The organism is Streptomyces nitrosporeus, assembly GCF_008704555.1.
GTDB classification, from domain to species: Bacteria; Actinomycetota; Actinomycetes; order Streptomycetales; family Streptomycetaceae; genus Streptomyces; species Streptomyces nitrosporeus.
Genome location: NZ_CP023702.1, coordinates 1,090,527 through 1,107,923, shown reverse-complemented (window position 1 = coordinate 1,107,923; position 17,397 = coordinate 1,090,527). Strand labels below are relative to the sequence as shown.

Here is a 17,397-nt window from a genome sequence, read left to right as displayed (position 1 = left end):
ATTCCGTCCGTCCGCACCGGGAAGAAGCGGTGCGAAAAGCCAGGCACACCGGCGCACCGGGGCCTTTCCCCCCGCGTGGCCCCGGGCGACGAAAACACCCCCGAATCCCCGCCCCCCGATGGCCGCATGGAACACCCCTCCCCAGGAGTGCTTCGGCAGCCGCTGCGCCCTCAGGCGGAGCGAGCTCAGATTAACCGCGGAATGCGCGGTCCGCCAATGTTTTCGAAGCGTCTCGGAAAGGGCTTTCGGGGGCGGCGTGGAATCATCTTCTCCGCAATTCCGGGTTAAGTTCCCCGCAATTCCGAGTTTCCTTCGACGTCACCTGACGGGGCCCACGGCGGTGCGCAGGCGGCCCGGTCCGCCTGCCGGGCCGGCCGTCCGCGCACCGGACTGCCGACTGTCGGTGCGTCAGTTCCCGGCGGTATGGGCGACGAAGGCGGACCAGCCGTGCGGGGTCAGGGAGAGCACGGGGCCGTCGTGGTCCTTGGAGTCGCGTACGAGGACGGTGCTGGAAACAGGCCCACGACAAGAGCCGCAAACGGGTCCGCGCCCGCGTCGAGCACGCCTTCGCCCGCATGAAGACCTGGAAGATCCTGCGCGACCGCCGCCTGGGAGGCAACGGCGTACACCACGCGACGCACGGCGTCGCCCGCCTGTACGACCTCGCTCTCACGGGATGGCTTCCGCCGCATGCGGGACCTGAGAAGGCCACGGGAGACGGCTCCCCGCCTCGCATGCTCTGGGGAGGATCAGTCGAGGCAAAACTCGTTGCCCTCGATGTCCTGCATCGTGATGCACGACTCGTTGTCGCCATCGGCGCGCTGCGTCAGCACGTGTTTCGCACCCAGCGTCGTCAACCGCGCGCATTCGGCCTCAAGTGTGGCCAGGCGCTCGTCACCCACGAGCCCGGCGCCGGCCCGCACACAGAGGTGCACCCGGTTCTTGACGACCTTGCCTTCGGGAACTCGCTGGAAGAGCAGGCGCGGGGCCACACCCGAGGGATCAGTACACGCGAAGTAGATCTCGTCCTCGGGCGGCAGCGAGCGGTGGTATTCCTCCCACGTGGCAAAGCCCTCCGGGACCGTCGGTACGACGTACCCCAGTACCTCGCACCAGAAGGCGGCGAGGCGTGCAGGCTCCGCGCAGTCGAAGGTCACTTGGAACTGCTTGATCGTTGACATCGGCGCACGATAACAGGGGCGGTGCTCATCTTCCCCGGTGATAGGTGCGCACGTCGCCGGCGGGAAGGCCCCTGCCCTCCGCTGTTGTGTCGTGCGGCCGCACGGGTTGACCGAGGTCAGTTCCTCCCCGAAGGGAACCTGGGATGCGATCCCGGCCAGCCACTCTCGTGCTCACAAAGATCGGTTATGGGACAGCCCTTGGTCGAGGCGGGCGAAGGCGGTGGTCTTCAGACGATGCAGAAGCAGGCACGGACTCGCCGATTTTTCATGGGCCTTCGGCACTCACATGATCACCGAGACCGTGCCTGCGCTGCGTTCACTCCCTGCCCGAACCGGGGCATGCACCCCCGAGTCCGGGCCGGCCCGGCTTTCCGGACGGACCGCGATCTCGCAGCAGCCCCTGGAACCCGTAGGCCCGGGACAGCCCAGGAGATCCTGCCAGGCGGACCTCGGAGGGTGCTCCCCGCTGAGGTCATGGTCTGGCCATGGGATCGACGGGGGACGGTTTCCGGAGCTGTTCAGCCTTCGTGGGCAGCACGCTGTCCAAGCGTCCGTGGCTGGGCGCGAGCTGGGTTCTGTTCGCAGTGGCAGTGGTTGCCGCCTGGAAGACCGTGCCGCAACCGTGGAGCGCGGGCGTCTACCCCGTTGTTTCGTTCGTCGTGCTGCTGCTGTTCTACCGGGCATCGTCTCGGAAGGAGTGAGCCCGCTCAGGGCCGGAGCCCGAGTCGGATCACTGCGGCCGTGACCGTGCCGTGGAACACGTAGCCCCCGGCCGATTTCCCTGTGGGCGGATCTCAAGCGCGGCCCGAGGGGCCGCAAGGGCACCGGTGCCACGGAAGCGTTCCCGGGGAAGACCTGTAATCAGTGGCCCATCCGGCGCTGCTCGTCGAACCGGAGCAGCACCCGCACCGGACGCCACACTCCGGCCGCCGCTCCGAGCAGCGCGCCCCCTGCCGTCACGCCTCTCTCCGCCGAGCCGGAGAGTCCGAGGAGGAGGGCGAGAGCCCAGGCGACGGCAAAGACCACCCCGGCCGCCACGGCGGCGGTCACCAGGGCGAAAACGATCTCCACCGTCATCGCATCCTTCTCCCACCGCGACTCACGTCCCCTGCCCATGCCGTAAGTCTCACATCGCGGTCAAGCCATCGGATGCGCGTCGTCCTCCTGAACGTTCCGGACGAGGCGCGTGCGGGTGGTGAGGGTTCCGGGCGGCCTCCGCCGCAGCGCGGCCGGCTTCCGTTCCACCGCCGGTCCGGTTCCCCTGTCCGGCTCCGGAACGGCATTGCCCGAGGGGACAAGTACCGCCTGCTGAAGGGGCTTTCCAGCAGGCTACCCTGGTGGGGCTTCGGAGTTGACCCGTGCTGTCCGACACTGACGCGCGTCCGGATCCGGTTGCGAGCGGGGACCGCCGCAGTGAGCGAGGAGTTTGTTGTGCGAGTGGGCGGCCGGGAGAACGCGGACGAGCGGTCCGGCACGAAAGCGGCGGCGGACTCCGGGCGGCGTCAGCCATCCGCCGCGCCGCACGCCGGCAGTCTGCTCCCGCTCCAGTCGAGCCTCGGCAACCGGGCTGTCATGCAGATGCTCCGGCAGGCGGGACACCCGGGGGCGCAGGAGGAGGAGCACCGGCACGGTGCGGGCTGCGGCCACGGGAGCGCGCAGCGGCCCGCGGTGCAGCGCTCGGCCGTGTCCGACGTGCTGCGCGGGGCCGGCCGTCCGCTGGACCCGGCCCTCCGCGCCGATCTGGAGCCCAGGATGGGCGCGGACTTCTCCGGCGTCCGGGTCCACGACGATGCCGCCGCCCAGGCGTCGGCCGCCGAGGTCGGGGCCCGCGCCTACACCGCCGGCAACCACATCGTCATCGGCAAGGGCGGGGCCGACCGGCGCACCATGGCCCACGAGCTGACCCATGTGATCCAGCAGAGCCGGGGCCCGGTCGCGGGAACGGACAACGGCTCGGGGCTGCGGATCTCGGACCCCTCCGACCGTTTCGAGCGTGAAGCCGAGGCGAACGCGGCGCGCGTCGTCTCGGGCCCGGCCCCGGTCCAGCGCCGGACGGAGGACGCCGCGCACGAGGCCGCGCCCCTCCGGACCGTCCCGGGGCCGTCCGAGGTCATGGTGCAGCGCACGGTGGAGGACGACCTGACCGCCGATCCTCGGGGCTTCCTGGCGGCCAACATGCTCTCCATGGACGTGGTGGCGGGCATGAAGGCGCGCTGGAGCCGGCCGGCCCTGAACGCCGCCTACGACAGCCTCGGGGCGATCCTGGGCGGCCTCACCCGGCACTGGTTCGTCCTGACGGCCGACCCGCGGCGACAGGGTTCCGGCCCGGCGTACCTGCTGACCCCGGCCCTGGAGATGTACGTGGCCGACCAGGAGTACCAGGCGGCGTACCCGTTCCTGCAGGCGCTCGTCGGGCACCCGGACCTGCCGCCCGTCCAGCCCGGGAGCAGCTATCTCCACTCCTCGTACGTCCCCTACCTCACGGGTGGCGCGAGCAACCCCGAGACGCAGGTGGGCCACACGGAGATCCCGCGGGAGCCGGGGAACGCTCCGGGCGCGGGGCTCGTCTTCACGGCCACGATGAACGGGTGCGCCTTCGCCGTCACCGGGAGCTCCCAGGGGCCCGGTATGTTCCGGGCCTGGCACTACCAGTCACCCGGCAGCCGGATGGCGGACGCGCTGGAGTTCCAGCATGCCCAGGGCACCATGGACTGGTTCGGCGACGAGGAGTACATGGGCCCCGGGGCGGACAGGACGCTGCCCGAGGTCACGAACATGCTGAGCTTCGGGCCGAACGGCTGGGAGATCCTCGGCCAGGAGGTCCTGGCGTCCGCGACCGACATGAGCGACGCGCGCATCGGCAGGACCTCCGGCCGTCCGCTCGACCTGGAACCGGCCGACGGCGACAGGAGGTTCGGCCAGGCCGGTGCGGTCTACAAGGGCCTGGCCCACAAGCACCTGGGCATCGTCACCGGTGCGGGTGAGGCGGTCAAGAAGCGCAAGGCGCCGAAGGACGTGCAGAACGCGGTCACCGAGGCCCAGGGGAAGGTGGCCGCCGGCGCGGGCGGGATCCTCATCGCCGGGGACGCCGCCCAGCTGTACGAACTCACCAACTCGGCCGTCCGCCTCTCCGGTGTCACGCGGGTGGCGTTGCAGACCGTGCTCAGCAAGCACGGGAACAGCAAGGAGGAGTGGATCGGCAAGCTGGAGTACTTCGTCGAGACGTTCGGGAACTACCACCGGTGGCTGACGGATCTGCGGACCGCCGCGGACCGCCTGCGGCAGCCCTCCGCCTGACGGGCTCGGCAGGCACTGTCCGGCGGATCACGCGGCTTTCCGGCCGGTGGCCCGCCGACGGGGGTGCGGCCGGGGGCCCGGCGGGTCGGGAGCGGTCGCTTCCGGAGCCGCGCCTGCCGCCTGCGGGGCGGGGCGGCCCGGCCCGCAGGACCCGCCTCGTCGCACGGCGCGTCCGGGGCATCACTGCCGTATGAGTGCCTCCGACGCCGCCTCCATCTCCGTCTCTGCCGAAGCCTCCGCCTTTGACGCCTCCGCCTCCGCCGAAGCCGCCCACGGAGAAGTGTGGATCCTCGTCGCCGCACACCGGAACACCGCCGGCACCCCGCGCCCGCCGGCGGCCCTTCGCGCCTGACTGCGCGAGCGCGGTGTCGACTGGATGCCGTTCGCCGCCGGGGAGGTCCGCCTGGACCTCCTCCAGCACCCCGGCCCTGACGACGGGACAGGCGCCCGGCGGTGCACGGTAGAGATCCGCGTCCGACCCGAGGCCCTGCGCCGGCTGGGTCTGCACCCCGACCAGCCGGCCGCCCGCGTCACCGGTCCGTCGCCGCCCGCCTGGTGGCACGCGGAGGCCGAACGGCTCGCCGCACGGCGGCACGGGTGACGGGAAGCGGGCCACCCTCGTCCACACCATTGACGTGGTCATGCCTCCCCTGCATCATCGCGGGAGCGCTCCCACGGGCGTGCCGTACCGAAGGCGCACACCGACCACTCACACCGGGCGTCCTGCCGACCGGCGCGACGCCCGCCCGAGGAGGACACGTCATGCCGCTCGCTCACCTCCCCGCCACCGGCCGGCCGGACCGGCCGCCCCGCAGAGCCGGACGGACCGCGGGCAGACGCCCCGCCGCCGCGCTCGTCTGCGCCCTGGCCGCGGTCGCCGCCCTCGCCGCCGCGCCCCCGGCGCCCGCCGCGACCGGCCGGGCCGCCGCGGACCCGGCCGCGGCGGCGACGGCCGCCGACGACGCGTCGGCCGTCGAGGTCTTCGTCAACGCGGGGGTGGGGCTCGGCACGATCGACAAGGCGGCGTTCGGGGTCAACCACGCGCTCTGGGACTCGCACATGAACGACCCCGAGGTGACCGGCCTGCTGGATGAGGCGGGCATCGGCGTGATGCGCTACCCGGGCGGCTCCTACGGCGACATCTACCACTGGAAGGACCACACCGCCCCCGGCGGCTACGTGGCTCCCGGTACCACCTTCGACGAGTTCATGGGCAGCGTCCGCGCCTCCGGCTCCCAGCCGATGATCATCGCCAACTACGGCACCGGCACCCCGCAGGAGGCCGCCGAGTGGGTCCGGTACGCCAACGTCACCCGCGGCTACGGGGCGAAGTACTGGGAGATCGGCAACGAGATCTACGGCAACGGCCACTACGGCAGCGGCTGGGAGGCCGACGACCACCCGGACAAGAGCCCGCGCGAGTACGCCCGCAACGTCCTCGCCTACGCGGAGGCGATGAAGGCCGTCGACCCGACGATCAAGATCGGCGCCGTGCTGACCACGCCGGGCGACTGGCCGGACGGCATCATCGGCCCGGGTGACTCGGCCGACTGGAACCACACCGTGCTGTCCGCGGTCGCCGGGACGATCGACTTCGCCATCGTGCACTCCTACCCGGGCGGCGCCACCGCCGACGAGGCCCTGGACCGGACCGCCCGGCTGCCCGGACAGCTCCGCGAGGTCCGCCGGCAGATCGACCGGTACGCCGGGGACCGCTCCTCGGAGATCGGCATCGCGCTCACCGAGGTCAACTCCAACGTCCAGATGAACAGCCGCCCCAACGGCCTGTTCGCCGCGGACACCTACATGACGGCGCTGGAGAACGGCGTCTTCAACGTCGACTGGTGGAACGTCCACAACGGGCCCACCGAGGTGGGGACGGTGGACGGCGACACCGACTTCAACGACTTCGGCCTGCTCTCCAGCGGCGGCTGCGTCGGCGACGTCTGCCAGCCGGCCGTGAACACGCCGTTCCACCCGTACTTCGGCATCAAGTCGCTGACCGAGCTGGGGCGCCCCGGTGACACGATGGTCGCCTCCTCCACCGACAGCGACCAGGTCTCCGCGCACGCCGTGCACCGGGCCGACGGCACGCTGAGCGTGATGCTGATCAACAAGGACCCGCTGAACCCCCGTACGGCGGACATCGGTTACGCCGGATACACCCCCACGGCCCAGGCGCCGGTCGTGCACCGTTACGGCCGCGGTGACACCGATGTCACCCGGGTGGCCGCCACCGCCGGGGGCGGCCAGGTGCTGCCGCCGTACTCGATCACCACGATCACCGTCGCCCCGCACGCCGCCGCGGCCTCGGTCGGCGCGCCCGGCGCGCCGAGGACCACCGCCGTGGGCAGCTCGACCGCCACGGTGAGCTGGACGGCCCCCGCGAACGGCAAGGCGGTGCGCTACGAGGTGTACGAACACCTGGGCACCAACGCCCAGTTGCTCGCCACCTCGACCTCCGCCTCGGCGACGCTGCACAACCTGCCGCCGGGTTCCGAGCACACGGTCAACGTCCTCGCCCGGGACGCCGACGGCCGCCTCTCGCGCCCCTCCGAGCCGCTGACCTTCGCCACCACGGCTCCGCGTGACAGCAGCTGCCTGGTCAACTACCGGGTGGACAGCGGCTGGGGCAACGGGTTCGTCGCCACCGTCACGGTCTCCAACGTCGGCGACGCCCCGGTCAACGGCTGGACCCTGGACTTCACCTGGCCGTCCGCCGGCCAGTCCGTGCAGAGCTCCTGGAACGCGAACGTCACCGGCTCGGGCACGCGCGTCCATGTGACCGACAACGGCGCCAACGCCGAACTGGCCCCGCGTGGCGGCTCCACGGCCACCTTCGGCTTCGTCGGGGCCAACGACGGCGCCAACCCCGCACCGACGGCGTTCACCCTCAACGGCACGGTCTGCCGCACCTCCTGATCCACCCCCGGTGGCCCGCCCCGCTGAAGGGGCGGGCCACCGGTACGCGGGAGGCCTGCCGCGCACCGGAGGTGACGGGCGGGCTCAGCCCAGCTGCTCGTACGCGGGGAGGGTCAGGAAGTCCGCGTAGTCCTCGTCCAGGGAGACCTGGAGGAGGAGGTCGTGGGCCTGCTGCCACTTGCCGGCCGCGTAGGCCTCGTCGCCGATCTCCCGGCGGATCGCGGCCAGTTCCTCGGCGGCGACCGCGCGGGCCAGGTCGGCCGTGGCGTGTTCGCCGTTCTCGAAGACCACGTCCGCGTTGATCCACTGCCAGATCTGCGAACGGGAGATCTCCGCGGTGGCCGCGTCCTCCATCAGGTTGAAGATGGCGACGGCGCCCATGCCCCGGAGCCATGCCTCGATGTAGCGGATGCCGACCGCGACCGCGTTGCGCAGCCCGTCGTACGAGGGCTCGGCGTCCAGGGTGTCGATGGCGATCAGGTCGCCGGCCGACACCGAGACGTCCTCACGCAGCCGGTCCTTCTGGTTCGGCTTGTCGCCGAGGACCGCGTCGAAGGACTCCATCGCGATCGGGACCAGGTCGGGGTGGGCGACCCAGGAGCCGTCGAAACCGTCGTTCGCCTCCCGGTCCTTGTCCGCCTTGACCTTCTCGAAGGCGACCTTGTTGACCTCGGCGTCCCGCCGTGACGGGATGAAGGCCGCCATGCCGCCGATCGCGTGCGCGCCCCGCTTGTGGCAGGTGCGGACCAGTAGCTCGGTGTAGGCGCGCATGAACGGGGCGGTCATCGTGACCAGGTTGCGGTCCGGGAGGACGAACTTCGCCCCGCCGTCACGGAAGTTCTTGACGATGGAGAAGAGGTAGTCCCAGCGGCCGGCGTTCAGCCCGGAGGCGTGGTCGCGCAGCTCGTAGAGGATCTCCTCCATCTCGTACGCGGCGGTGATCGTCTCGATCAGGACGGTCGCGCGGACCGTGCCCTGCGGGATGCCGGCGTAGTCCTGGGCGAAGACGAAGACGTCGTTCCAGAGGCGGGCCTCCAGGTGCGACTCCGTCTTCGGGAGGTAGAAGTACGGGCCCTTGCCGAGGTCGATGAGGCGCTGGGCGTTGTGGAAGAAGTACAGGCCGAAGTCGACCAGCGCGCCGGGCACCGGGGTGCCGTCCAGCTGGAGGTGGCGCTCGTCCAGGTGCCAGCCGCGCGGGCGGGTGACGACGGTCGCGAGCTCCCCGGCCGGCTTCAGTGCGTAGGACTTGCCCGACACCGGGTCGGTGAAGTCGATGTTCCGGGTGTAGGCGTCGATCAGGTTGAGCTGGCCGGTGACCACGTTCTCCCAGGTGGGGGCGGACGCGTCCTCGAAGTCGGCGAGCCAGACCTTCGCGCCCGAGTTCAGGGCGTTGATCGTCATCTTGCGGTCGGTGGGGCCGGTGATCTCGACCCGGCGGTCGTCGAGCGCGGCCGGAGCCGGGGCGACCTTCCAGGTGTCGTCCACCCGGATCGCCTCGGTCCCGGGCAGGAAGTCCAGGGAGCAGGTGCGGGCGATCTCGGCGCGCCGCTCGCTCCTGCGGGCGAGCAGTTCGTCACGCCGGGGGGTGAACCGCCGGTGCAGCTCGGCCACGAACGCGAGGGCCGCATCGGTCAGGACCTCGTCCTGCCTCGGCAGGGGCTCGGCGTCGACGATGGCCAGCGGGGACGGCGCTGGTGCGGACATGAGCTGTCACTCCTTCAGCGAGGGCGGTACGGCGCCACCCACGGCCGCCGGGTCGCCCAGGACGGCACGGGGTGCCAGGGCTCCGGGATACGGCCGCGCGGTGGTGCCCGGGTCCCGGAACGGAACCATGGGCTTCTGATCAGTGGATATTAGTTTCCTCATGGTGGAAGTTCAATGTTTTGTTGATATCGAGATTCTCCGGGTCGACAGAAGGCCGGTGCCGGGCCTCACGCCAGACGCCCGAGGTCCCCGGGCGTGTCGATGTCGAAGGCCTGCGCCACGTCCCCGCACTCCACCAGGGTGAGCGCGTCGCGGTGCGCCCGCAGATACGCCCGCGCCCCCTGGTCCCCGACGGCGGCCTCGGCGACCCCCTCCCACCGGCCGGCCCCGAACAGCACCGGATGGCCGCGCTCCCCGTCGTACGCCCCGGCCGCCAGCGTCATCCGGTCCCGGTACGCGGACCGCACCCGTGCCACCGCCCGCGCACCGATGCCCGGCTGGTCGACCAGGACGACGAGCGCCGCGTCCACCGGCCCGTCCGTGCCGGCCAGCGCGGCGAGACCCGCCCGGAGCGAGGAGCCCATCCCCTCCTCCCACGCGGGGTTCACGGTCACGCCGTACCCCGCCAGGCCGGCCGTGGCCCGCACCTCCCCGGCGGCGGCGCCGAGCACCACATGGACGGGGCCGCAGCCCCCGTCCCGCAGGGCCCGGGCCGCGTGCTCGACCAGGGGGCGGCCGTGGTGGACCAGGAGGGCCTTCGGCCGGCCGCCGAGTCTGCGCCCGCCGCCCGCGGCGAGCACTACTCCGGCGACCACGGGATCTTGTCGTGTCTGAGCCATGTGCCCTGGATACCACTGCCGCGCGCCCGCGGGCGGAAGGGTGCTCGCCCCCGGGCGCCGACGGTGCCCCGCCGTCCGCGGGGGCGGAGCTCCGATCTCTGTCCGCACGGTGGCGCACACTGCCCGTCATGGCGTTAACTTGCCCACTACTCCGGGCAGTTGACCGTGGTCCGGGGTTCATTCGCCAGGTCGGAGCACCGGCACGAAGACGTGCGAGGGGGAGTCCTTTGTTGCGAAGCGTGGGGCGGGAGCGGTTGACCGGCAACGACGGCGGTACGGACCCCCGGGTGGCCGGGCTGCGAGCGGCCGTGTCCCGGCTCCGCCGCGAACTGGCCGGTCACCCGGCCGAGTTCCCGGACCGGGGCATAGCCGAGGACGAACTGGCGGCGCTGGACGCGATGGCGCTCGCCGGGGTACTTGAGATCCCCCGGCTGCGGCGCTCGCTACTGCTGGTCGCGGGCTCGATCGGCTCGGTCAGTGCCCTGGCCGGCGGACTGCGGGAGGTACGCGTCGCCGTCGACCTCTTCGGCGAGCCGCCCCGCCGGTAGCCGCCGCCGTCGCACCACCGCGTCACCGCACCGTCCTGACGGCCACCGGGTCCGGTACGCGCCCCCGCCGGGCCGCCGGGCCGCCGGGGCGGTGCGGACGCCGGTGCCGGCCCGGTCAGCGGCGGATCAGCCGGCGCGCGGTGGCCGCCGCGACCGCCGACGTACGCGAGTCGACGCCCAGCTTGGCGTAGATGTGCACCAGATGGGACTTCACCGTCGCCTGGCTCAGGAAGAGGCGTTTGCTGATCTGCTGGTTGGACAGCCCCTCGCCCACCAGCTGGAGCACCTCCAGCTCGCGCTTGGTCAGCGCCCGGGCGGGCGTCCGCATCCGGTTCATCAGCCGGTGCGCGACCGCCGGGGCGAGCGCCGAACGGCCCGCGGCGGCGGTCCGGACGGCTGCCGCCAGCTCCTCGGGAGGGGCGTCCTTGAGCAGGTAGCCGGCCGCGCCCGCCTCGACCGCGGCCAGGATGTCGGCATCCGACTCGTAGGTAGTGAGGATGAGCACGCGGGGCGCCCCGGGAGCGGCCGTGATCGCCTCCGTCGCCTCGGCTCCGTGCATGCCCGCACCGAACTGGAGATCCATCAGGACGACGTCGAAGGCACCGGTCGCGGCGAGGGCCACGGCCCGCTCGGCGGTGGCGGCCTCCGCCGACACCTCGAAATCCGGTTCGGTGTCCAGTACGGCGCGCAGCCCCGCCCGCACGACGGGATGGTCGTCGGCGAGCAGGAGCCTGACGGGGGCGGGGCGGGAGCCGGGGGAGGTCACGCGGCGCTCCTTCCGGGGGAGGTGGTGGCGGCGGGCAGCGGCAGGGTGACCGCGACGGCCGTGCCCTGGCCGGGAGCGGACTCCACACTGAGCGTGCCGCCGAGCGAACGGGCCCGCGCCCGCATCGCCGGAAGCCCGAAACCGCCGCGGTCCTCGCGCGCGCCACGCCCCTCCCGGACACCGTCCGGCCCGTGGCCGCCGTGGCCGCCGTGGCCGCCGTGGCCGTCCGTCCCGTGGCCGCCGTCCGGGGGCCTGCTACGGCTCCCGTGGAAGCCCCGGCCGCTGCCGGGATCCAGGCCGCCGTCGAAACCCCGGCCGTCGTCGACCACGTCCAGGCAGACCGAGGTGTCCATGTAGGTCAGCGTGACCTCCGCCCGCCGCGCGTCCGCGTGCCGCACCGTGTTGGCCAGCGCCGACTGCGCGGTACGCAGCAGCGCCACCTCGTACGGCGTGGGCAGTTCCACCGGCGTGCCGCTGACCGCGAACCGGACCGCGAGGTCCGGCGTGCGGGTACGGGCCGACAGCCGGGCCAGGGCACCGGCCAGCGAACCGTGCTCCAGGTCGGGAGGTGTCAGGGCCCGTACGAAGCGCCGGGCCTCGGCGAGGTTCTCCTGGGCCGCCTCCCGGGCCCGCCGTACGTGGGCGGCGGCCGGCGCGTCGTCCGGCAGGGTGTGCTCCGCGGCCCGCAGCAGCAACTGGATGCTGGACAGCCCCTGGGCCAGGGTGTCGTGGATCTCCCTGGCCAGCCGTTCCCGCTCGGCCAGGGTGCCCGCGGTGCGTTCCGCGGCGGCGAGCTCCGCCCGGGTGGAGACCAGCTCCTCGATGAGCTCCCGGCGCCGTTCGCTCTCCCGGAACAGCGCCTCGTACCCGAGCACGGTCGCCACCGCCACCGCCGCCCCCAGCAGCGGTCCGACGAACGTCCCCGGGGTGATCTCCTGGCCGTGCAGCAGGAAGCCGCTGATCGCCGCGGCGGCGGTGGCCGCCACCGCGGGCAGGCCCCAGTGGGCCGGAAGCAGGTGCAGCTGGAGGAAGTACAGCGGGAAGGCCACCCACAGGGCGTCCGGCGACAGGGCGAGCAGCGACAGCCAGACCGCCCCCAGCCCGGCCAGCCACAGCGCCGAGGCCCGGGTGCGCGGCTGTACGGAACGGGCCGCCACCCCCGCCCCGTACAGCACCGCCATCACACCCGCCAGGACGACGACGGCCGTGGAACGCGGTGCGTGCCCGCCGGCCGCGCGGGCCGCCGCGAGGACGAGCAGCCCCACCAGCAGGCCGTGCAGGCAGAGCCGCAGTCCGGTGGTGACAGGGGTGTGCGAACGGGCATTCATGGTCATTCCAGGGTAGAGGCGGCGAAGACCCGGGCGGTCAACCGAAAGGTTGATGTCCGCCCCGTCCGGCGTCCGATGCCGCCGGGCGCCGGGCGCCCGAGGCTGGAGGCATGTTCGTCGCATGGAGAGACCTACGGTTCGCCAAGGGCCGGTTCGCGCTGATGGGCACGGTGGTCGTACTGATCACCCTGCTCGTGGGACTGCTGTCCGGGCTGACGGCCGGCCTGGCCAGGGAGAACACCTCGGCCGTCACCGGACTGGACGCCGACCGCATCGCGTTCGCCGCCCCGCCGGACGGCCGGTCGGTGTCGTTCACCGACTCGGCCGTCCCCCAGGAGGCGTGGCGCACCTGGGCCGGGCGCCCCGGCGTCAGCGCCGCCGAGCCCCTCGGCATCCGGACGCTGAACGCGGAGTCCGGTGACCAGGGGCGCACCGCCGCCGTCTCCGCCTTCGGGGTACGCCCCGGCGGCGGACTCGCGCCCGGAACGGTCGGCCCCGGGCGGGCGGTGCTCTCCACGGGGGCCGCCGCCGCACTCGGCGCCGGCCCCGGCGACACCGTCACCCTGGGCGGCACCGGACTGCGCGTCGGCGCGGTCACCGGTGACGCCTCGTACAGCCACACACCGGTGGTGTGGACCACCCTGGAGGACTGGCAGCGGCTGGCGGCGGGCGGCGGGGCGCGTGAGGCGCAGGGGGACCGGGGCGGTACGCGGGCCACGGTGATCGCCCTGACCACGGACGCCGGCGCCGATGTCCCGGCCGGCGACGAGGCGGCCGGCACCTCCACCCTGACCCTGGCCGACTCCCTCACCGCGATCGGCTCCTACCAGGCCGAGAACGGTTCGCTGCAACTGATGCGCGGCTTCCTCTTCGCCATCTCCGCCCTGGTCGTCGGCGCGTTCTTCACGGTCTGGACGATCCAGCGCAGCGGGGACGTCGCCGTACTGAAGGCGCTCGGCGCCTCCACCCCCTATCTGCTGCGCGACGCGCTCGGACAGGCCGTCGTGATGCTCGTCGCCGGTACCGCCGCGGGCGCCGCGCTCGCGGCCGGCACCGGCGCGCTGATCGGCGGTGCGGGACAGGATCCGGAGAGCGGCGCCGTGCCGTTCGTCCTGGACCTCTCCACGGTCCTCGTGCCGGCCGGCGTCATGACCGCCCTCGGGGCACTCGGGGCCGCCCTGTCCATCCGGCGGATCACCGCCGTCGACCCGCTCACCGCACTCGGAAGTGCCCGATGACCCTCACCCTCACCGACGTCACCCTCACCTACCCCGACGGGGACGCCCGGCTCACCGCACTCGACCGGGTCTCGCTGGAGGTCCCGGCCGGCACGCTCACCGCGGTCGTCGGACCGTCCGGCTCGGGCAAGTCCAGCCTGCTCGCGGTCGCCGCGACGCTGGTCGCCCCCGACCGCGGACGCGTCGTCGTCGCCGGTACGGAGACGACCGGGCTCAGCCGTGCCGAGCAGGCGGCCCTGCGCCGGGAGCGCATCGGCGTCGTCTTCCAGCAGCCGAACCTGCTGCCGTCCCTGACCGCCGTCGAACAGGTGCAGGTGATGGCCCACCTGTCGGGCATCCGGCCCCGGGCCGCCCGCGGCCGGGCGGAGGAACTGCTCGACGCGGTCGGCCTGTCCGGCCAGGCCGACCGCAGACCCCACCAGCTGTCCGGCGGCCAGCGCCAGCGGGTCAACATCGCCCGCGCCCTGATGAACGAGCCCGCGGTCCTCCTCGTGGACGAGCCGACCAGCGCGCTCGACCACGAGCGGGGAGCCGCGGTGCTCGGCCTGCTGCTCGCGCTCACCCGGGAGCGCGCGACGGCCACCGTCCTGGTCACCCATGACCGGACCCACCCGGACCGGGCGGACACCACGGTGACCATGGAGGACGGCCGCCTCACCGCCGGGGGGCGCACGGCCTGACGCCCGCCGCCGGGGCACGGGGCCCGCAGCGGCCCGCGCCGGGCGGTTCAGCCGGCGGTGCCGCTGCTGGCCAGGGCGGCGGAGAGCTCCCTGGCGGTCTGCTGGAGGATCGGGACGATCCGCTCCGTCGCCGCCTCCGTCACCCGGCCCGCCGGACCCGAGATGGAGATCGCCGCCGACGTGGGGGAGTCGGGCACCGACACCGCGAGGCAGCGCACCCCGATCTCCTGTTCGTTGTCGTCCACCGCGTACCCGGCCCGGCGCACCTGCTCCAGCGCGTCCAGGAAACCGTCCGGAGTGGTGATCGTCTTCTCGGTCGCCGCCGGCATGCCCGTACGGGCCAGCAGAGCGCGCACCTCGTCCGCGGGGGTGTCGGCGAGCAGGGCCTTCCCCACCCCGGTGGAGTGCGGCAGCACCCGGCGGCCCACCTCGGTGAACATCCGCATGGAGTGCTTCGACGGCACCTGGGCGACGTACACGATCTCGTCACCGTCGAGCAGGGCCATGTTGGCGGTCTCGCCGGTCTCCTCCACCAGCCGCTGGAGGTACGGGCGCGCCCATGTGCCCAGGAGCCGGGACGCGGACTCACCGAGCCGGATCAGACGCGGACCCAGCGCGTAACGGCGGTTGGGCTGCTGGCGTACGTACCCGCAGAGCACCAGCGTGCGCATCAGGCGGTGGATGGTGGGGAGCGGGAGACCGCTGCTCGCGGAGAGTTCGCTGAGCCCGACCTCGCCCCCGGCATCCGCCATGCGCTCCAGCAGGTCGAAGGCGCGCTCGAGGGATTGCACCCCGCCACTGGCGCCGGCGGGCTTGGAGTCGGAAGTGCTGGCGTGGGACGGCGGCACGTCAACGGTCCTTTCGAAGCGGAGGCGAAGGGTCGGCCCTGGACCCGTGGCGGATCGGCACGCGGCGTCGGACGGTGGGGCACCTCCCACGCCGTCCGGGCCGCGGGGGGCGTCGCAAGGCGGGGGACGCTCGCATACCGGATGTATACGGACGTCCCGGCGACGTCGCGAGGCGCCGTTGCTGTCGTCGTGTGCCCGCCGGGATCGCGGGACAACTCTGAGGCAGCACCCTACCGGGCTGTTCCCGATCGGCCCACTGCTCCCGGTGCGGCGTCCTCGCCGGTCAGGACCTGTTCCGCCCCGGTGCCGGCGCTCCTGCGCGGCGGGTCGGCACCTGCCCGGCGACGCCGCCCTGGACCATCCTACGTTCCGTCAGGCGAAATCGGTCTTTTACTTTGTGGAAACGGCCAGTCGTCGGCGCGCCTGATGCGCTCGGCCCGAGGGGGAGGGGGAGAGGTCTTGACGGGCCGGTCCGGCGAGTGAAGACTCCTTCAACAGTTCGTTGAAATCGATCCTCCCGCCCCTTCCGGGCGAGGTCGTGAGAGCTGTCCCACCGCCCCCGGCGGACGGGATCCAACAGGTCGTCGGGCCCCGGGGCCCGCCAGGTCCGAGTGAGGAGCACGGGTGTCCGATACGCAGCCGGAGACGGACGCGAAGCTGGTACTGCGCTCGACGCGCGTCGTCACCCCCGAGGGCACCCGCGCCGCGGCGGTCGTCGTGGCGGGAGAGGTGATCGAGGCCGTCCTGCCCTACGACGCGGACGTGCCCGGCGCCCGGGAGGAGGACTTCGGCGACGACGTCGTCCTGCCGGGACTGGTCGACACCCACGTCCATGTGAACGACCCCGGCCGCACCGAGTGGGAGGGCTTCTGGACCGCCACCCGCGCCGCCGCGGCCGGGGGCATCACCACCCTGCTGGACATGCCCCTCAACTCCCTCCCCCCGACCACCACCGTCGGCCACCTGCGCACCAAACAGGCGGTGGCCGCCCCCAAGGCGCACATCGACACCGGGTTCTGGGGCGGCGCCGTCCCCGCCAACACCAAGGACCTGCGTCCCCTGTACGAAGCCGGGGTCTTCGGCTTCAAGTGCTTCCTCTCGCCGTCCGGAGTCGATGAGTTCCCCGAGCTGGACCAGGAGCAACTGGCCCGCGCCATGGCCGAGATCGCCGGATTCGGCGGCCTTCTGATCGTCCACGCCGAGGACCCCGGCCACCTCTCGTCCGCGCCCCGGCGAAGCGGGCCCGCCTACGCCGACTTCCTGGCCTCCCGGCCGCGCGACGCCGAGAACACCGCGATCGAGGGACTCATCGCCCACGCCCGGCGGCTGGACGCCCGGATCCACGTCCTGCACCTCTCCTCCGGCGACGCCCTGCCGCTGATCGCCGCGGCCAAACGCGACGGCGTACGCGTCACCGTCGAGTCCTGCCCGCACTTCCTCACCCTGACGGCGGAGGAAGTGCCGGACGGTGCCACGGAGTTCAAGTGCTGCCCGCCCATCCGGGAAGCGGCCAACCAGGACGCGCTCTGGGCCGGGCTCGCCGACGGCACCATCGACTGCGTCGTCTCGGACCACTCGCCCTGCACCACCGACCTCAAGACACCCGACTTCGCCTCCGCCTGGGGCGGGATCTCCTCCCTCCAGCTCGGTCTGCCCGCCGTCTGGACCGAGGCGCGCAGGCGCGGCCACACCCTCGACGACATCGCCCGCTGGATGTCCGCCGCCCCCGCCGCCCTCGCCGGACTCACCCGCAAGGGCGCCGTCGAACCCGGCCGCGACGCCGACTTCGCCGTCCTGGACCCCGACGCCGCCTTCACCGTCGACCCCGCCGCGCTGCACCACCGCAACCAGGTCACCGCCTACGCGGGCCGGACCCTGTACGGCGTGGTCAGGTCCACCTGGCTGCGCGGCCGGCGGATCGCCGACGGCGGCGGACTCGCCGCGCCCGCCGGCCGTCTCCTCGAAAGGGACCGCTGACCGCCCCGCGCCCCCGCTCCACCGGCGGCACGGACCCGTACGCCGGCCGGTGCGCCCGGGTCCGGGCGG

Annotated in this window: 17 protein-coding genes and 2 pseudogenes; 10 read left to right on the top strand and 9 right to left on the bottom strand. The window is 73.0% G+C overall.

Features of this window, described 5'->3' with window-relative positions; genetic code table 11:
* Nucleotides 1-408: 408 nt before the first annotated feature.
* Nucleotides 409-474 (bottom strand): annotated as a pseudogene (locus tag CP967_RS04830) (hypothetical protein); the annotation flags it as partial.
* 8 nt (nt 475-482) lie between these two features.
* On the opposite strand from CP967_RS04830, the pseudogene CP967_RS04825 reads away from it, so the two are divergent.
* Nucleotides 483-677 (top strand): annotated as a pseudogene (locus CP967_RS04825) (transposase); the annotation flags it as partial.
* 72 nt (nt 678-749) lie between these two features.
* Here the strand turns inward: CP967_RS04825 and CP967_RS04820 are convergent.
* A complete protein-coding gene (locus tag CP967_RS04820; protein ID WP_150486734.1) occupies nt 750-1,181 on the bottom strand; it encodes a VOC family protein in 432 nt (143 codons plus the stop codon).
* 527 nt (nt 1,182-1,708) lie between these two features.
* Here CP967_RS04820 and CP967_RS33860 point away from each other — a divergent pair.
* The gene (locus CP967_RS33860) at nt 1,709-1,882 is read left to right on the top strand and encodes a hypothetical protein (RefSeq protein WP_167535330.1); all 174 of its coding nucleotides are present in this window, start codon (nt 1,709-1,711) and stop codon (nt 1,880-1,882) included.
* A 160-nt stretch (nt 1,883-2,042) separates the two neighbouring features.
* Here the strand turns inward: CP967_RS33860 and CP967_RS04815 are convergent, their stop codons facing one another.
* On the bottom strand, nt 2,043-2,297 hold the full coding sequence (locus tag CP967_RS04815) for a DUF6332 family protein (RefSeq protein ID WP_190175084.1): 255 nt from the start codon (nt 2,295-2,297) through the stop codon (nt 2,043-2,045).
* 315 nt (nt 2,298-2,612) lie between these two features.
* Here CP967_RS04815 and CP967_RS34510 point away from each other — a divergent pair, with 315 nt between their 5' ends.
* From CP967_RS34510 to CP967_RS04795, 4 genes are all read left to right on the top strand, one after another.
* On the top strand, nt 2,613-4,478 hold the full coding sequence (locus CP967_RS34510; protein WP_229888369.1) for an eCIS core domain-containing protein: 1,866 nt from the start codon (nt 2,613-2,615) through the stop codon (nt 4,476-4,478).
* A 190-nt stretch (nt 4,479-4,668) separates the two neighbouring features.
* Nucleotides 4,669-4,830 carry a hypothetical protein gene (locus CP967_RS33855; RefSeq protein ID WP_167535329.1) on the top strand — a complete coding sequence of 54 codons (162 nt, stop codon included), beginning with the start codon at nt 4,669-4,671 and terminating at the stop codon, nt 4,828-4,830.
* A gap of 24 nt (nt 4,831-4,854) precedes the next feature.
* Nucleotides 4,855-5,079, top strand: a complete 225-nt coding sequence (locus CP967_RS04800; RefSeq protein ID WP_150486733.1) for a hypothetical protein — start codon at nt 4,855-4,857, stop codon at nt 5,077-5,079.
* Nucleotides 5,080-5,240: 161 nt separating this feature from the next.
* A complete protein-coding gene (locus tag CP967_RS04795; protein ID WP_150486732.1) occupies nt 5,241-7,400 on the top strand; it encodes a cellulose binding domain-containing protein in 2,160 nt (719 codons plus the stop codon).
* Nucleotides 7,401-7,484: 84 nt separating this feature from the next.
* On the opposite strand, the gene aceB is transcribed toward CP967_RS04795, so the two are convergent.
* The 3 genes from aceB to CP967_RS04785 all read right to left on the bottom strand — a co-directional run bounded on the left by aceB (nt 7,485) and on the right by CP967_RS04785 (nt 9,943).
* Nucleotides 7,485-9,104 carry a malate synthase A gene (gene aceB / locus CP967_RS04790; protein WP_150486731.1) on the bottom strand — a complete coding sequence of 540 codons (1,620 nt, stop codon included), beginning with the start codon at nt 9,102-9,104 and terminating at the stop codon, nt 7,485-7,487.
* 6 nt (nt 9,105-9,110) lie between these two features.
* Nucleotides 9,111-9,233: a hypothetical protein gene (locus tag CP967_RS35075; RefSeq protein WP_280116535.1), complete on the bottom strand. Its 123-nt coding sequence runs from the start codon at nt 9,231-9,233 to the stop codon at nt 9,111-9,113.
* 98 nt (nt 9,234-9,331) lie between these two features.
* Nucleotides 9,332-9,943, bottom strand: coding sequence for a nucleotidyltransferase family protein (locus CP967_RS04785; RefSeq protein ID WP_190175085.1), 612 nt, complete (start codon nt 9,941-9,943; stop codon nt 9,332-9,334).
* 227 nt (nt 9,944-10,170) lie between these two features.
* On the opposite strand from CP967_RS04785, the gene CP967_RS04780 reads away from it, so the two are divergent.
* Entirely contained in the window at nt 10,171-10,491 is a 321-nt protein-coding gene (locus tag CP967_RS04780) for a DUF5955 family protein (RefSeq protein ID WP_150486730.1), read from the top strand.
* A 115-nt stretch (nt 10,492-10,606) separates the two neighbouring features.
* On the opposite strand, the gene CP967_RS04775 is transcribed toward CP967_RS04780, so the two are convergent.
* Both CP967_RS04775 and CP967_RS04770 read right to left on the bottom strand, forming a co-directional pair.
* Entirely contained in the window at nt 10,607-11,257 is a 651-nt protein-coding gene (locus tag CP967_RS04775) for a response regulator (protein WP_150486729.1), read from the bottom strand.
* Nucleotides 11,254-12,585: a sensor histidine kinase gene (locus CP967_RS04770; RefSeq protein WP_150486728.1), complete on the bottom strand. Its 1,332-nt coding sequence runs from the start codon at nt 12,583-12,585 to the stop codon at nt 11,254-11,256. Before CP967_RS04770 ends, CP967_RS04775 begins: the two co-directional genes overlap by 4 nt.
* Before the next feature lie 110 nt (nt 12,586-12,695).
* Here CP967_RS04770 and CP967_RS04765 point away from each other — a divergent pair, with 110 nt between their 5' ends.
* Both CP967_RS04765 and CP967_RS04760 read left to right on the top strand, forming a co-directional pair.
* Entirely contained in the window at nt 12,696-13,823 is a 1,128-nt protein-coding gene (locus tag CP967_RS04765; protein ID WP_150486727.1) for an ABC transporter permease, read from the top strand.
* Complete coding sequence (locus CP967_RS04760) at nt 13,820-14,503, top strand: ABC transporter ATP-binding protein (protein ID WP_150486726.1); 684 nt, start codon at nt 13,820-13,822, stop codon at nt 14,501-14,503. Before CP967_RS04765 ends, CP967_RS04760 begins: the two co-directional genes overlap by 4 nt.
* A 47-nt stretch (nt 14,504-14,550) precedes the next feature.
* Here CP967_RS04760 and CP967_RS04755 read toward each other — a convergent pair whose 3' ends face one another.
* The gene (locus CP967_RS04755; RefSeq protein ID WP_150486725.1) at nt 14,551-15,351 is read right to left on the bottom strand and encodes an IclR family transcriptional regulator; all 801 of its coding nucleotides are present in this window, start codon (nt 15,349-15,351) and stop codon (nt 14,551-14,553) included.
* A 624-nt stretch (nt 15,352-15,975) separates the two neighbouring features.
* Between CP967_RS04755 and allB the strand changes: the two genes are divergently transcribed.
* Nucleotides 15,976-17,328: an allantoinase AllB gene (allB, locus tag CP967_RS04750; RefSeq protein ID WP_150486724.1), complete on the top strand. Its 1,353-nt coding sequence runs from the start codon at nt 15,976-15,978 to the stop codon at nt 17,326-17,328.
* The last annotated feature ends 69 nt before the right edge of the window (nt 17,329-17,397 follow it).